At 38.8% G+C, this 16,021-nt stretch carries 12 protein-coding genes and 1 pseudogene; 6 read left to right on the forward strand and 7 right to left on the reverse strand.

Features of this window, described 5'->3' with window-relative positions; all coding sequences use genetic code 11:
* Positions 1 to 330 precede the first annotated feature (330 nt).
* From AC2IP4_RS18125 to AC2IP4_RS18150, 6 genes are all read right to left on the reverse strand, one after another.
* A complete protein-coding gene (locus AC2IP4_RS18125) occupies positions 331 to 1,827 on the reverse strand; it encodes a DNA-processing protein DprA (RefSeq protein WP_486310809.1) in 1,497 nt (498 codons plus the stop codon).
* Positions 1,828 to 1,840: 13 nt separating this feature from the next.
* Positions 1,841 to 3,970, reverse strand: a complete 2,130-nt coding sequence (locus AC2IP4_RS18130; RefSeq protein WP_486310810.1) for a RecQ family ATP-dependent DNA helicase — start codon at positions 3,968 to 3,970, stop codon at positions 1,841 to 1,843.
* Positions 3,971 to 4,223: 253 nt separating this feature from the next.
* On the reverse strand, positions 4,224 to 4,652 hold the full coding sequence (locus tag AC2IP4_RS18135) for a hypothetical protein (protein ID WP_486310811.1): 429 nt from the start codon (positions 4,650 to 4,652) through the stop codon (positions 4,224 to 4,226).
* Positions 4,653 to 4,681: 29 nt separating this feature from the next.
* A complete protein-coding gene (locus tag AC2IP4_RS18140; protein WP_486310362.1) occupies positions 4,682 to 5,806 on the reverse strand; it encodes an ISAs1 family transposase in 1,125 nt (374 codons plus the stop codon).
* 60 nt (positions 5,807 to 5,866) lie between these two features.
* Positions 5,867 to 6,157 carry a transposase family protein gene (locus AC2IP4_RS18145; protein ID WP_486310812.1) on the reverse strand — a complete coding sequence of 97 codons (291 nt, stop codon included), beginning with the start codon at positions 6,155 to 6,157 and terminating at the stop codon, positions 5,867 to 5,869.
* Between the two features lie 419 nt (positions 6,158 to 6,576).
* Positions 6,577 to 6,819 (reverse strand): hypothetical protein, encoded by a 243-nt coding sequence (locus AC2IP4_RS18150; RefSeq protein WP_486310813.1) that lies wholly within the window; start codon positions 6,817 to 6,819, stop codon positions 6,577 to 6,579.
* A gap of 32 nt (positions 6,820 to 6,851) precedes the next feature.
* On the opposite strand from AC2IP4_RS18150, the pseudogene AC2IP4_RS18155 reads away from it, so the two are divergent.
* Positions 6,852 to 7,023: pseudogene (locus AC2IP4_RS18155) on the forward strand (IS3 family transposase); the annotation flags it as partial.
* 355 nt (positions 7,024 to 7,378) lie between these two features.
* Here the strand turns inward: AC2IP4_RS18155 and AC2IP4_RS18160 are convergent.
* A complete protein-coding gene (locus AC2IP4_RS18160; RefSeq protein ID WP_486310814.1) occupies positions 7,379 to 9,133 on the reverse strand; it encodes an EAL domain-containing protein in 1,755 nt (584 codons plus the stop codon).
* Positions 9,134 to 9,867: 734 nt separating this feature from the next.
* Between AC2IP4_RS18160 and AC2IP4_RS18165 the strand changes: the two genes are divergently transcribed.
* The 5 genes from AC2IP4_RS18165 (at position 9,868) to AC2IP4_RS18185 (ending at position 16,021) form a co-directional block, all read left to right on the forward strand.
* A complete protein-coding gene (locus AC2IP4_RS18165; protein WP_105055786.1) occupies positions 9,868 to 11,463 on the forward strand; it encodes an ABC-F family ATPase in 1,596 nt (531 codons plus the stop codon).
* A gap of 153 nt (positions 11,464 to 11,616) precedes the next feature.
* Entirely contained in the window at positions 11,617 to 12,447 is an 831-nt protein-coding gene (locus AC2IP4_RS18170) for a helix-turn-helix domain-containing protein (RefSeq protein ID WP_375320784.1), read from the forward strand.
* A complete protein-coding gene (locus tag AC2IP4_RS18175) occupies positions 12,396 to 13,169 on the forward strand; it encodes an iron-siderophore ABC transporter substrate-binding protein (protein WP_486310815.1) in 774 nt (257 codons plus the stop codon). Before AC2IP4_RS18170 ends, AC2IP4_RS18175 begins: the two co-directional genes overlap by 52 nt.
* Positions 13,162 to 15,177: a Fe(3+)-hydroxamate ABC transporter permease FhuB gene (gene fhuB / locus AC2IP4_RS18180; protein WP_486310816.1), complete on the forward strand. Its 2,016-nt coding sequence runs from the start codon at positions 13,162 to 13,164 to the stop codon at positions 15,175 to 15,177. The genes AC2IP4_RS18175 and fhuB overlap by 8 nt, the downstream gene beginning before the upstream one ends.
* Before the next feature lie 76 nt (positions 15,178 to 15,253).
* Positions 15,254 to 16,021: a DUF3450 domain-containing protein gene (locus AC2IP4_RS18185; RefSeq protein ID WP_486307828.1), complete on the forward strand. Its 768-nt coding sequence runs from the start codon at positions 15,254 to 15,256 to the stop codon at positions 16,019 to 16,021.

The raw sequence follows: 16,021 nt of genomic DNA on the forward strand, positions 1-16,021 counted from the left end.
GGAATACTGTTGTTATAGAATTTAAAAAGCACAGCCTGAAGTTTGTGCATATCCAATATTAATTAAATTACTAAATCTTCTCTGGCATTTTACTGTGAGGCTTTCACTTCACTTAGCAAGTTACTAAATTTGCAGTAGTTCACCTCAACACCATTATCAAAGTCTAGAGTGGTCTTCATTTCTGCAATGTGATCAGCGTATAAGCTAAGAAATGCTGATCGCTTTGTTAATGCTTCCATAAAGGCGATACGCGTTTTTGTGCGTAGGATTTTAATTTATTGGTGTTCATTATGTCACTCTTAATGATTATATTTCGTTTGAATCGAGTATCTATACTTTTTGATCATTGTTTTCTATATCAATGATTTGATAGCTTTTAGTGCGTCCTTGACGAATCAGTAGCTCGTGCTCCTGAAAGTGTGTGAGCAACTTTTTCACGGCGGCGTTGCCGATAATGTTAACTAACACAGATAATCCTTCCAAGAGTTGAGCTTCTGTTAAAGTTACTTTCTCTTCATCGTTGGTTTGTTTTGCTTTGAATAGGTCAAGCATATCGAAGTAAAACGCAGCGAGGGTTTCTGTTCCTGAAAATGCAGGTATAGAAAGTATCGAACTACCAACCTGATTATCAGTGTAGTTCAATTCATCTTGAAGCGTTTCACCTGCTACTTGCAGGTCATTCTCAGCAGGCATATCAACGGCATCGAATGCTTCCGTTGAATTATTTACCTCTGTTACATCTTCAGTTGTCATTTCATTTTCGGGTGTTAGTTGCACCTCTGCAACGTTATTACTTGGGGCAACCAATGAAATTAGTGACTTTTCAGGTGTTATAGTTTTTGCCTGTGCCAGTGTTTTTACTTGCGTCTTACTGCTTGGAAAACCGTTTAATATTTCTGTGTTTCCAGCGGTGTTTGGAGAATCGTGACAAGAAACGAATTGCGGGCACCAGCCAGCAATTAAATTCTCTTTTACGCCATTGATTGTCCCGCCTTCAACTCCAGAACAAATCGCAACCACTGCCTCGGAAAGGAAATAGATGTATTTGTTGCGTTGCATTGCGTTTTCACCACGACCAAAACTCGCTTCTGGATCAAAAGGAGAGAGTAGTAGGAGTTGCTCATTTCTTAAATACTCTCTCCATTGGCTGTCACCACACGCTTTGAATAAGCTATCGCCTAGAATACCTATCGCCATACTGTTATTCGAGAGTGAACGATGCATGGCGATGCTGTCGATGCCTTTAGCTGCGCCAGAAACAACTTGGAGTCCGTGATGGTTGATCTCATCAACATAATGAACCGCTGCCGCTTCATCACTTTTTCCACAGTTACGAGAGCCAACAAATCCAATGCCTTTGTAATTTAGTAAATCAATATTTCCTGTTCCGAATAGGATAGCTGGTGCTTTTTCTCTTAAATTGCGTTTGATCTGGATAGGGTAAGCCTTATCCGCTCGGCTTAGGATCCAAATACCAGCACTTTGCCATTTTTCTAGTGCTTGTGAGAGAGCCATACCTCGTGACAGTAATGACTGTAAACGTTCTTTAGTCATTTTGGAAACGGTTTTATCTAAGCCTCTCATAAAGCCAGAAAGCGCACTTTTTGACGTGAAATGCGTCGATTCGTCGGCAAAATCCGCAAAGAAAGGTTCTAGTCGTTCGTTATCCAGTAAATCATGTGGTTGATAGCGATTTGCATTCATCCAATGAGCTAAATAACCAAATCCGTTGTCTGTAAGAGGTTTACATAGCTTTCTATCTGAACGATTAAAATAATGCGTGAGCATTAGCATCGCTTTGGTATTTTCTGAGAGGCTAGGTTGCATATTATCATTCATTCTATTGGTTGTTTTTAGTGCTAGTTAGAGCAATAGGGACCACTTTGGGTACGCCAAGTCTTCTTAATAGTGCTCCAATAACGGTAAAGGTCCAGCCAGAGTCACTTGCATCATCTAGTAACCATACTGGTGATTTATACAGTTTACTTGAATCTATATGAAATGCACCATCTAGGTTTCTACTTTGGTGATAGCTGTTTTCCATCGTTTTTTGCTCAGGTCGAAGTTCGGATATCGAAACGGCATCCTGACACGGCACTCCAAGTGCGGCAGCCAGCTTGTGGGCAAAGTTTTTCACTAGTGTAGGGTGTCTAAGTGATGGCACGTACGTTATCCATGTTGGCATTAGCTCATAGGGAACGGTATTGAGCATTTTTATCATTGGGGCAATGAGTTCATCATTGAACGCCCCATTAAACTTGCCCTGTGCAACCATATCGCCCCAGCCTCCATCTCTCCAAGTCGACATTGCCCAACCTCTATCACATAAAAGGTTGGGGTTTTTATACGGAAAGCGATAGATGGGAAATGCGCTTCGGACAGAATCGTTTGATGCGCCGAAAAGTTTTCTTGGCTCTAGCTTGATATAGCGGTTACGTAGAAAGTCGGCCGCTTTTATGACTGAATCTTGAGTTACCATTTCAGGTAATTTGCTTGTCGGATTGCAATGTTCACATTTTCCGCAAGCTTGAATGTCATGGTCGTCCAGCTCTTCACCCAGAATCTGCATTAAGCAGCGGTTTAGTGAACCATTGAAGTAAGTAAGCAGTCGTTCCCACTCATCTTCTTTAAGGCTGTTTAATCTCTCAATTTTATCATGAGGCAAACTGTAATCAGAAGCCGTGCGATAGTACATCGTGCCATCTTTCATGATTGGAGATGGGAACTCAGAGGTTAGAAATTTAATGATGTGTTCCAGTTTGCCTTTTGAGCAGTTCATGTGCTTTTCTAACTCTGCGAGCTTGATACCATTGTGGTTTGCCACAAGTGCAAGGAAAGCGTTAATTTGTTCTTCTTTTGGAAAGGTGTTTTTAATGAAAAACTGTTGAATACGAGCATCATCTTCGCCAATCATGAGTATGCCTAGAGCGTTGTCGATCCCACGACCTGCACGACCTACTTGTTGATAATATTCGACGATATTACCTGGTGCTTGAAAATGTATAACAAATGCCAAATCGGGTTTATCAAATCCCATCCCTAACGCAGAGGTTGCAACAAGAGCCTTGATCTGATTTTGTTGCAGCGCTTGCTCTAAAATAGGCTTATTCTGGCTTTCAATATCACTGTGATAGGCGTGTGCGTTAATATGTTGAGCCTGTAAAAACTCAGCAACGATATTGGCATCTTTGGTTGTTTTACAATAAATGATTCCTGAACCTGGTAGTTGATCCAGATGTTCTGCCAACCAAGCTAAACGATGGGATTTGCTACGGATACGAACGGTCTGTAGGTTTAGAGAGCTTCGCATGAGAGAGCCTCGAATTACTTCGAGCCTATCTCCTAGCTGACTTTGAATATCAGTGACGACTCGGTTATTGGCTGTAGCTGTCGTCGCAAGTACGGGCATGTTGCGTGGCATAAATTGGATTGTACGCACAATTCGCCCATAATCAGGTCTAAAATCATGTCCCCAGTCGGAAATACAGTGAGCTTCATCTACCACGAACAAGCCAATATTACTCACGATCTGAGGTAAGATCTCTTGGCCAAATTTAGTATCACCCAATTGCTCTGGTGAAATGATGATGCCATCCACGGTACGAGATAAGATCTGACGTTCAGCATGAGTTTTCTCATGCTGATTCATGGAAGAGTTATATGAGACGACATTGAGTCCGAGCTTAGCCGCACTTTCAATTTGGTTTCGGATCAAAGACAAAAGGGGGGATATGATGATACTAGGTCCATACCCTTGCATACGGCGCAGTTTTGTCGCGATGAAGTAAACGGCACTTTTACCCCAGCCAGTTCTTTGAACTACGAGTAGTTGGTTTTGCTTTTCTACAAGCTCACTAATTGCTTCCCACTGCCCGTCATGAAACGTTACGTTGGAGGTGTTCGTCATTTGTTTTAGATAGTTTAAGCCTTGTGCTTTTGAGCTTTGATTATTGGTATTGTTATTAAACATGAATTAGCCATCTGATGGTGTAAGGTTTTTTGTTAAAACTAGGTTTGAAGTAACCCTCAAAACGGAATGTCATCATCAAAGTCCATTAATGGTTCATTTTGAGAATTTGACATTTTAGTTTTTTCTTTTTTTGAAAAAAAACCAAGTAACGTCAATATTTTCTATGATGTTATCATCACTATTATATCTGTGATGGAAGCTAAACGTTTGTTCCAGATCAACTGCCCATAGAGCAGGAATTCTGACCGAGAGATTATGAGAGTGATTTCCCCCCCACCTTACAAGGTTGAGCAAGACATGCAGAAATAGGTAAAGACTGTTTGCTATCTTGAACGGCTAAGACAAGCTTACCAGTCATAGTTTCCAAGACTGTTTTTTGGTCGAAAGTAAAAACAATCAGCTTATTTTCTTTGTCATTATCGTCTGGCAATAAATAAAGTTCTTGAGCAGCCTCAGCGATTGCACCAAATGTTTGGTTTAAGCGTTGTTTAGCCCAATCATCAATATAGCCAGTGGCCTTTTTATCTTGGTATCGAATATTGGTTACTTCGCCGTTCACGATGGTAATGAGTTTGTTTTTAGCGTAAACATACCCCCAACCGCCATGAAAATACTCGCTAGGTTCAGACTCAGGAATGACTAGAGTACCGCAATACCAATCTGCGAGTACAGCAGGGTCCACGCATGAGTTGCTAAAATGTTAAATTACAGCTAAGTGCCAAATAATACCATCTCTCTAAAGTCTGTATTAAGTGCACATTTCAACTGCCGTTTCTTTAACGTTCCTTTTAAATCCACCAATTTTATGAAGTTCATACACATCTGGCGGATCCTAGATAAATTCTCTGCAGCATGCTGATACATTATCTTACTGTCGTCTTCTTTCATTACGCTATCCAACCACCAATGCATACTTTCTACACCCCAATGGCCTCGGCATAATTTACCAAACTCTTCTGCTGATAATTTCTTAGATGATATGAAATATCTAATACCTAAAGACCCTGAGTTACTTTTGTTATGTTTATTATAAGTCACTGCTATACATAAACTTTCTAGACCGTCCCAATCAACAGAGAAGTCTCCAAATGCTTCTGTAAATGGCACAACATAATAAGACCTAACCATTTTTCTTCCGCGCTTACCGACTTCTTCCGTTTCAAATTTATCACACTCTAAATGAGCAAGTTGAGCAAAAGAAAATTTATTTAAAAACATATTACGTAAGCGTTCTTGGTTACCTTTCACTGCTAATAAGTAATCACCTTCTCTATTAACAATATCTGCTGCAATTGTTCTCTGACAGCCCATTGCATCAAGACTAATAATTCTGTTTTTAACTTTAATTAGCTTTAGTATTTCAGGAATTGTCGTTATTTCATTGCTTTTGGAATCTGTTTTTAATTGGCCTAAAACCAAGCCTGTATCAACAGAATAAGCATTTACCATATGAGTTAAGCATTTGTTTTTACTATAGTCATATGTTCCTCTTAATGATTTCCCATCAATCGCTACATGAGTCGTATCTAATGATTTTTCATGCTGAATATCATTGCACCACCGTGTAAAACAAATTGAAAATTCATCGGGGTCAACCAAACTAACTATTCGAGCAATGGTATCGTGACTCGGTACTCCATGAGAGTAATCGCTAAATTTTCTAAACCACGTTAAATTCTCTTCACCAAAGGTATCTATCTCGTCCCAGGTCTTCATTCCACACAACATTGCGGTAACCACTTGGAACATGACTTCAAAGAAATTATACGTCGATTTTCTCGACTGACGTGTATCGCTTAATATGTTAAAATGGTCTTTAAAATCGTCGTAATTCATTATTTTGTCTTCTTCTGTTTTGTTAACAGTATAAGATCATTTCTAAACTTCGAATTCAAGCTATTTTAAAAAATTATATCCCGAAATATTAGGAATCACTGCGTAAATAACATGCGCGGACCCTGGAGCAATGGTATCGTGACTCGGTACTCCATGAGAGTAATCGCTAAATTTTCTAAACCACGTTAAATTCTCTTCACCAAAGGTATCTATCTCGTCCCAGGTCTTCATTCCACACAACATTGCGGTAACCACTTGGAACATGACTTCAAAGAAATTATACGTCGATTTTCTCGACTGACGTGTATCGCTTAATATGTTAAAATGGTCTTTAAACTCGTCGTAATTCATTATTTTGTCTTCTTCTGTTTTGTTAACAGTATAAGATCATTTCTAAACTTCGAATTCAAGCTATTTTAAAAAATTATATCCCGAAATATTAGAAATCACTGCGTAAATAACATGCGCGGACCCTGGCGAGTACAGGGTTTGTAACGATATACTTACCCTTAATTGTGCTGAGGTAAAGCTTACTGTTGGTGATTTTCCAAGTCCCGACATAGCCACGCCAACATGCCGTTGATATAAATTCAGGCTGGCTTGTATCCAATCGGATATGTGGATGTTGTTCGGGAATGTTTGGTGCACTGTGTAAGCGAACCTTTTCGCCATTATAAATTAGTATTTCAGATATTTGAGCTGTCATTGTTATTGTCTCAATACACCCCTAGGAGTATGGGGGCGCAAGTGTGTAGTTATTATTACTTAATTCACATTTTATGGTTAGAGGTAATTAAGCCTGATAACTGTATTTTAAGTGCAGCAAGGTAAGCGTCTAGCTCTTGCTCGGTTTCTAAATAACTGTTGTCACTAAGATCACGGAAGATAAAGTTTGTATCAATCGTTATCACTTTCTTCGCTTTCGGTTTTACGATTTCTTTTACTACTGTTAGGGTTTCTTTGGTTTGCTGATTACTATAAGTATTGATGATTTGCTCGGTTTGTTCAAGCAACTCAGTAGAGTAACGCTTTTAAAACAGAATAGATGCCAACCGTGGATTATCGTAGTTTCACTGAGGCGCAACAAGAGATAAGTTAGTTATGTTATTGGATATTACAATAAATTTAGGCCACATGAGCAGAATAATGTTCTAACGCCCAATAAATCAGAAAGTTTATATTGTGAAAACCCTAAAACCGTGACCAATTTTAGTTGACGACTACACACTCGTAGCTCAATGATAAGTATCATCGATAATACTTTGTCAAGAGAGTAAAGATTAAGAATACGGCACAAGAGGCTGCATTGAAGGATCTTAAGAGGGTTGGTTGAAACCTAAATATGATTCAAGTTGGTGAGCGCAGGCATTAAATAATTTTTAAACGGTGTCTCTTGTGTACATAACCACCGCGTTAATTTGGTGCGATACTTTACCAACTCCAACCAACGAAGAATTTGTGATCGATCAGCAATCGGTTGAACTTTTATAACCCTTTTATAACTTATTCAATTGATAAAAAGGCTCAAATTGTAGTTTGAGCCTTTTTTATTTCTCAAAAATAGAGAATAAGTTAACTTGCTTTTAACGTCTCATATTCACTATTTTTTAGTTCTGCTAAGTAATCCGCTAATGGGCGTGGCTTTGCTATTCCATAGCCTTGTCCGTAAGTGATCCCAAGAGGCTCTAAAATTTCAATGTGTTCTTGAGTTTCAACAAACTCAGCGACTGTTTCAAGTTTCATTTCTTTGGCTATTGTTGCAATTGAACTTACGATTAAGCGATCCGGTTCATTCGTTGGTAACTCTTTGATAAATGAACCATCAATTTTTAACACATCTAATGGTAAGGTACGTAAATATGCAAAACTAGCATAGCCTGTACCAAAATCATCAAGAGCGATTTTACTGCCTGCTTCTCGCAATATATTCAATGTATCAATTGCTTGCTGTTCATTTTGTAAAGCGGATGATTCTGTTATTTCGAAACAAATACGAGATAATGGAATATTATGTTTATTTGCACTTAAAATAATAGAATGTGCAAGACTAGGTAAACCAAGTGATTTTGCCGTTAGATTGATGGCACATTTTTCTATTTTTCCCCAATCATCGACCATTAAATCAAGCATTTTAAACGTATTTTTTATAACCCAAGAATCCAATTTAGTTTCTAAACTAAACTGATTGATTAATGGGAAAAATTCAGCAGGTGGGATCTGTTCCCCTGTTTCTGATTTAATGCGAAGTAATACCTCAAAACTATGACTCTTTGCTGTTTTGTCTGATAAATTTAGATAAGGCTGGCAGTGGAGTTCAAAATGATTATTTTTAAATACACCTTGTATAAAACTCAACTTGCATATTTTATAAATTGGCGTTGGTTGTACGTCGACCCAATTGGTGGAAACTGAAACTAAAGGACGCTGCTCACATAAGATCGAAACTGCCATTTCAATATCATTATCATTAGATATTTTTGCACAATGCAATGTAGGATCAACTAAAGTAATAGAGGAACCTTCCCAAAAAAACTGGAATTTCTTTAAGTATCGCGCTAAATACTTTAGCTCATCTTTAATGTCGTGTGATAAAGGGATAAAACTTAATAACCCCGTATTAAAAGGTGGGCGATAAAAATTAGTCATGCCTTGGTCTCTTGCACTTAAATACAAACTTAATTGTTGGATAAGATGAGAACGGCCTGCATGACCGATATCACTAACCGTGGTCAGCGTTGGTGTGATATCAAGATAAATAAGAACAGAGGTTCTTATGTGTGATAAATCGTCTTTCAGTTGGGTGATATTATATAGTCCAGTGTAAGGATCTATACGTTCATTTAAGATTTGTTTTTGGGTTAATTCATAATTTTTAATGTTATGGCTAGCTAATAAATAGGCTAAAGCGGTAATTACGGATAAAACAACGAATAAACCATAGAAATTAGCATCTATGTTTTGAGATAAATTAACTCGGGTAACGCTATCAAAAACCATCATTAAAATGACAACCGCAGCCATAATGAGAGGTCGAATAAACCCATGTTTGCCAAAGCCAACAATAATGAGAACTAATAGAAAAAAGCATAATGAGTTTAGAAGGAGTGGGTCTGGCTGAGTGACTGCAATTAGCATTAATAAGGTACAAGTTAATAACCATATTTTGTAACTTTTATCGTTATCTGAAGAATTACGCATATCACGATCAAGAGTTTTATACTCTTTTAAACTTTTTTCGTTAAATTGGCTAACGGCAAAAATAAGTACCGGCGAGATCAGACTTTGAGTAAGAAAAGATCCTAAAACAGAATAAGATAAAAAGTCCATGCTTGGTGCTATTTGATCGCCAATAAAACGAACCCAAAGTAAGAGCAATGAGTTGGATATAGGGAAGCAGCAGCAGAAGATTATAAAATATAAGCCAATTTTTTTAGATATTGGATAGTCGTTAAAACGCTCACTAATGGTATTAAAAAGTAGTGCGAAGACATAAGGAAGAGTGGGAAGTATCAAAGAAAAAAGAAGGGTAACTCCAATTTCTTTACCTGCAAAATAATAGTGTAAAAAAAGGCCACTAATTATACCAACTAAAGCTCGATTGCCGTAGCAGATAAAGCTAACAGCCATCACTGAACTGACAATAGAAATGGTAGGGAAATGCTCAGGTTCTATAACAAAAGCTTTTGAGATAATAAAGCTTATCAAAATAGCAAATACAAAAGTGAGTGACCGTTGAAGATGTTTAATTAATATTGTCGAGGGCATGATTATCGGTAGTTCAACCAAAGTAGAGTGGCGCGGATAATATCAGATTTTTATTTTTTACAGCTAACACTTATTTAAGATATTTTATCTTGTACAAGGTTATATGACATAAAGCACAGAACTTGATTAGATGAGCTTTAAATCCAACAAAAGTGCTAGCTAAGCTATTGAAAAGAATAAAGCAGAATAAAAAGTGATGTAAATCACAAATGCTGCTATAATTGGCGAAAATTTGAAAAGCTGGACATATGGGCCAGTTTTTTTATGTCTATTTGAATAACTAATTGGAATGTACTGTGCTAACGACTGCTAACATCACAATGCAATTTGGCGATAAGCCACTTTTTGAAAATATTTCTGTTAAGTTTGGTAACGGTAACCGCTACGGTTTAATCGGCGCGAACGGCTGTGGTAAATCTACCTTTATGAAGATTTTAGGTGGTGAGTTAGAACAGTCTGGCGGTACAGTTTCAACAGATCCAAATGAACGTATGGCTAAGTTAGGCCAAGATCAGTTTGCATTTGAAGAATACACAGTAATCGATACTGTTATCATGGGTCATAAAGAACTGTGGAAAGTAAAAGAAGAGCGTGACCGTATTTACTCTTTACCTGAAATGTCAGATGAAGATGGTATGCGTGTTGGTGATTTAGAAACTGAATTCGCAGAGATGGATGGCTACTCAGCAGAAGCTCGTGCGGGTGAACTTCTATTAGGTTTAGGTCTTCCTGAATCACAACACTTTGGCCTAATGAGTGAAGTTGCTCCAGGTCTTAAAGTTCGTGTTCTTTTAGCACAAGTTCTGTTTGCAGAACCAGATATCATGCTTCTTGATGAACCAACGAACAACCTGGACATGCACACCATTGCGTGGTTAGAAGATGTTCTTTTAGCTCGTAACTGTACAATGATCATCATTTCGCATGACCGTCATTTCTTAAACGCAGTATGTACACATATGGCTGATGTAGATTACGGTGATATTTGTCTGTTCCCTGGTAACTACGATGAATACATGACTGCAGCAACGCAAGCTCGTGAACAACTTCAAGCAGATAATGCGAAGAAGAAAGCACAAATTGCTGACTTACAAACGTTCGTAAGCCGTTTCTCTGCAAACGCATCAAAAGCAAAACAAGCAACGTCTCGTCAGAAACGTTTGGATAAAATTGAACTAACAGAGATTAAAGCGTCAAGCCGTCAATCTCCGTTCATTCGTTTTGACCAAGAAAAACCACTTTTCCGTAACGCATTAGAAGTTGAAGGCCTAAAACAAGGCTATGGCGAAAACATTTTAATCAATGGTGTAAATCTAATGGTTGAAGTGGGTGAGCGCATTGCTATCATCGGTGAGAATGGTATCGGTAAATCAACGTTCCTGAATACGTTAGCGGGCGAGATGGAACCAATGTCAGGCATGGTGAAGTGGTCTGAAAATAACAACATTGGTTTTTACGCACAAGACCACGGCCATGATTTCGCTGAAGATCTAAATCTATTAGATTGGATGGGTCAGTGGAAACAAGAAGGCGATGACGAGCAAGTGGTTCGCGGTATTCTTGGTCGTATGCTTTTCTCTCAAAGTGATATTAAGAAATCAGTAAAAGTGATTTCTGGTGGTGAGCAAGGTCGTATGTTATTTGGCAAGCTAATTATGCAAAAGCCAAACATCTTATTAATGGATGAACCAACAAACCACATGGATATGGAATCAATCGAAGCATTGAACTTGGCGCTAGAGAACTACAAAGGAACATTAATGTTTGTATCTCATGACCGTCAGTTTGTATCTTCAATTGCAACACGTATCATCGAAATCACAAAAGATGGCGTGAACGATTTCCACGGTACTTACGAAGAGTACTTAGCAAAACAAGGCCTAAAAGGCTAATTTAGCTAATAAATCCTGATAGAAATCTAGTATGGCAGCTTATAAATAAGCTGCCATTTTTTATGCTTGTATTATTTATGAACTATTGTACTTTATGGTAAGTGCCTATGTTCAATATAAGCGATTACTTACTTTAATGACCGGAGAGCAGTAATGTCAGCAGATATCGATAATGATAAAACGTTCAATCGAATCGATACTATTTTGGCGTATATCCATCAAAATATGGATAGCCCATTATCTGTGGAAACTTTGGCGGAAATGAGCTGTTGGTCTCGGTGGCAATTACAGCGTGTATTTTTAAATCATACTGGAATGAATGTGGCTCAATACGTACGAGAGCAACGTTTAAGTATGGCTGCGCTTGAGGTTTTAAATAAAAAATATCGAATGTTAGATATTGCCTATTTATATGGTTTTACCTCAGAGATAGCCTTTAGTCGTTCTTTTAAACAGTATTTTAAAATGTCACCACGAGAGTACCAAAAACAAGGTAAGAAAATTGGTATTCGTAAGCCTTTTCTAAAAAGTAAAAGCCAAACAGAGATCCAAGGCTCTGGCTTTTATCAAGTACGCTTAGAATATAGAGAGAGCTTTACGTTAACGGGGTTACCAACTACGTTGCAAGGTTTGCTTGCTGATGTACCAGATTTTTTAGATAAGGTACCTCAAGTATGGCAAGAGCTTGATGACTATTTGACACAAATGTCGTCAAGCCCAAAGAGCAAATATGGCGTCATCGATACTCGAAATGATACCGAGTCTTTAATTTATTGGGCGGGAATTATTGATGATGAGCACTTGTCTTCAGAATTAATATCGCTAAGTAAAAAGGTATCAAAAATCTTCATTCCAGCTCAAGAATATGCAGTTCTTCCTTATGTAGGGCCTTCAAGCGGCTTGGCTAAGTCTGTTGAGTGGTTGCTCTCGGAATGGTTACGCCAGTCGCGCTCACAGATACGGCGGGGTACAGTGAGTGGGTAGTACAACCCGCATTATCGAGTGATATTGAAGATGTCGGTACTCGCGCAGAACCCAATTTTGAGAAAATAGCGGCGGTAAAACCGGATGTGATTCTTGTTGCTTCTCCGCAGGCTGATTTAATTCCTCAGTTAGAAAAAATAGCGCCTGTGTTGTATTTTCAAACTTACTCTGCAGATCATGATAATAGCTTGATGGCGATTAATAATTTTAAAGCTATTGCCCTTGTATTAGGGAAAGAGAAAGTCGCACAAGAAAAGTTAATTGAGATGTATACCGAGATAGCAGAATTAAAGCAGCAGTTAGCTGACGCGTATGGTAATGCGTTACCAGCCGTGTCTGTGTTTCGATTCGCAACTATGACCTCGGTCTTTGTGTATGGTGATAATTCAACAGCGCAATACGCGTTAAACCTGTTGGGGTTTACTGCAGCGTTACCTCAAAAAAGCAATCAGTGGGGAGTGACTCAACTTCGGTTAACTGATCTTCGTGATATTGACGATGGTATTGCGTTGTATATAAAACCGTTTAATGAAGAGAACAAGTTAAACAAATCAGTTATTTGGAATGCGATGCCTTTCGTACGTACACACCGAGTCAATAGTGTTGAATCGGTATGGAGTTATGGTGGCGCAATGTCGATCAAATATACAGCAAAAGCATTGGCAAAAAGTTTACTTGAGATAGCACCTAAATCAGTCAATGTTAGTGGTAATAATGAGTAGTCAGTTAAAGGGCGTCTCTTTCCGTTATCTATCGGTACTTTGTGTATTGATTGGATTGGTGGTTGCTACGTTTCAGTTTGATGCTGTATTGAGTTTATCTCAGCAATGGCAAGCGATAAACCAAGCGAGAGTTGATCTTACTTTGCTTGATGACTTTGATAAGATCATCTTTGTTGAGTCACAATTGCCTCGTTTAATCATGGCAATTTTAGTTGGTGGGATGCTTGGGTTAGTCGGCAGTTTAATGCAACAGCTGACTCAGAACGCCCTCGTTTCACCAATGACACTGGGTACAGCATCAGGTGCGTGGCTAGCCTTGGTCATTATGAATGTGTGGTTTGTTGAATATGTAGCTGATTATGCGTCTATGGCGGCACTCGTTGGGGCATCGCTCACGTTTGGTTTAGTTGTTGCTATTGCAGGCATTCGAAATTTATCAGGCTTACCTATCGTGCTATCTGGCATGGCTGTGAATATTTTTCTGGGTGCTGTCGCCACCGCTATTATTTTATTAAATGAGCAATATGCAAAGAACTTGTTTATTTGGGGGGCTGGGGATCTGGCTCAGAATGGATGGGATCAAATTGTATGGTTATTACCAAAACTATCAGCCGCTGTACTTATTTTTATTTTTGCGCCCAGAGTCTTAGCGTTATTGCGTTTGGGTAATGTTGGCGCTGCGGCTCGTGGGCTTAATGTTATTCCTGCTTTCTTTGGATTATTTACCGTTGGTTTATGGTTGGTTGCCTCTTCAATAACTGTGGTTGGTGTGATCAGTTTTATTGGTTTACTTGCGCCAAATATTGCTCGTCATTTAGGTGCAAGAACCCCAAGAGATGAACTGTGCTTTAGCTTATTATTAGGCGCTACGTTATTAGTTGGTACGGATTTATTGGCGGTAGTGCTCAGTCAGTACACAACAGATATGATCCCAAGTGGAACAGCGGCGGCATTTATTGGCGCACCTGCACTTATTTGGTTTACTCGAAGAAACATGAGTTCGCAAGATCAATTGTCGATCAGTTTACCAAAAGGGAAATCATATTTACCAACAGGGTTAATTCCATCATTGATTGTGGGTCTTGTGGTGGTTGCGGTTTTAGCTGTCGTGGTAACAAAAGATTCAACGCAAACACTTCATCCGTGGGTAATGATGCTCCCGAGTGAATTCAGTTGGGAGTTAAAATGGCCAAGGCTACTTACCTCTTTATCTGCAGGGGCTGGATTGGCAGTTGCAGGCGTATTATTGCAACGATTGATTTATAATCCTTTAGCAAGTCCTGATATTTTAGGTATCTCAGCGGGAGCTACATTAAGCTTAATTGGTGGCAGCGTTTTTTTAGGATTCAATATTTTTGAAGCGGCACCTCTTGTGGCTTTTTGCGGAAGCTTAGCGGTATTAGTGCTGCTACTGGTGCTAGGGAAGCGTCATCAGTATGCGCCTTCGATGCTCATTCTTACTGGGATAGCATTAACGGCGTTAATCGACGCTTTAGTCCAATTTTCATTAGCAAAAGGGACTGAGGATTCATACTCACTATTGAATTGGCTTGCGGGTTCTACTTACCGAGTTTCCCCACAATCTGCTTTTATTTTATTCTTTTGCGTTGTTTTGTTAGTGGCTTTTTCACTGTTTACTCATCGTTGGCTAACCCTTATTTCAGCAGGGCGTTTGTTTGCACAAGCCAGAGGGTTAAACGTAACTAAGAGCTTTATCGCATTGCTTATTTGTGTTGCATTACTTTGTGGGGCAGTAACTGCTACCATGGGGCCGATTGCATTTGTTGGATTACTTGCTCCCCATATGGCGGTTCTTTTAGGGGCAAAAAAAGCATTTGAACAAATTGTCGTCGCGGCATTAATTGGTGCTTGGTTAATGGTAATTTCTGATTGGTTAGGCCAGCATATTTTATTTCCATCGCAAGTGGCGGCAGGAACGTTAGTGTCAGTGATTGGAGGTATTTACTTTATTGGTTTACTGATAAAAGGCCAACGTTCCACACATTAAAAATAGATGTTCCATAATGGCTAGCCTACATTGATATTGGCTAGGTGAAATTTTATTAATTAACGATTTGATTATGATGAAACTGACGAAAAAAGCATGGCTATTTGTAATGATGGCACAACCAACGGCGGTATATGCCAGTGACTTAGGAACGGCTCAAACCATTCAAAATAAGACCAATACGGCTTCTGCTCAAAGCCAGGCTCGTATTAGTCATAGTGCCGATTCTACTTTATCGTTGCGTTCTGATATTGAGCAATTGGAAGAAGAAGTTAAAAACCTCGATGTTTACCGCAAGCATTTAGAGGCATTAGTAAAAGATCAACACAGTGAATTGAGTAATATTGATCAGCAAATCTCAGACATTGAACAAACTCGTCAAGGGGTTGTACCTTTGATGTATAAAATGATTAATGGTTTAAAACAAACGGTTAAAAATGACAAGCCGATTCGTATTGATCAGCGTAACCTTCGCATTGAAAAACTAGAAACCATGATGACAGTGGCGAATGTCAGTGATGCTGAGAAGTATCGTCGTATTTTAGAAGCGTACCAAATCGAACTGGATTACGGCATTAAGTTGGGTGTTTACCAAGGTAAAATTACGCTTGATGATGATAAAACCATTGAAGCTAACATTTTGTATTTAGGTCGAATTTCTTTAATTGCACGTAATTTTAATCAAGATAAATATTGGACTTGGGATCAAAAAGAAAAGTCATGGGCATTATTAGATTCTTCACTTAATTCGGAGCTTAATCATGCGTACTCGGTAGCAAATAAAGAGGTAGCGCCAAGCTTGCTTACATTACCTGTATCACTGAATGTTATTGAGGAGAAATAA

It is taken from the genome of Aliivibrio thorii (assembly GCF_057368585.1).

Bases quoted from the DNA above. Each gene is read 5' to 3' on its own strand.
- AC2IP4_RS18145 (WP_486310812.1), bottom strand. From the start codon at position 6,157: ATGAATTACGACGAGTTTAAAGACCATTTTAACATATTAAGCGATACA.
- AC2IP4_RS18140 (WP_486310362.1), bottom strand. From the start codon at position 5,806: ATGAATTACGACGATTTTAAAGACCATTTTAACATATTAAGCGATACA.
- fhuB (WP_486310816.1), top strand. From the start codon at position 13,162: ATGAGTAGTCAGTTAAAGGGCGTCTCTTTCCGTTATCTATCGGTACTT.
- AC2IP4_RS18170 (WP_375320784.1), top strand. From the start codon at position 11,617: ATGTCAGCAGATATCGATAATGATAAAACGTTCAATCGAATCGATACT.
- AC2IP4_RS18130 (WP_486310810.1), bottom strand. From the start codon at position 3,970: ATGTTTAATAACAATACCAATAATCAAAGCTCAAAAGCACAAGGCTTA.
- AC2IP4_RS18160 (WP_486310814.1), bottom strand. From the start codon at position 9,133: ATGGACTTTTTATCTTATTCTGTTTTAGGATCTTTTCTTACTCAAAGT.
- AC2IP4_RS18175 (WP_486310815.1), top strand. From the start codon at position 12,396: ATGGTTACGCCAGTCGCGCTCACAGATACGGCGGGGTACAGTGAGTGG.
- AC2IP4_RS18185 (WP_486307828.1), top strand. From the start codon at position 15,254: ATGAAACTGACGAAAAAAGCATGGCTATTTGTAATGATGGCACAACCA.
- AC2IP4_RS18125 (WP_486310809.1), bottom strand. From the start codon at position 1,827: ATGCAACCTAGCCTCTCAGAAAATACCAAAGCGATGCTAATGCTCACG.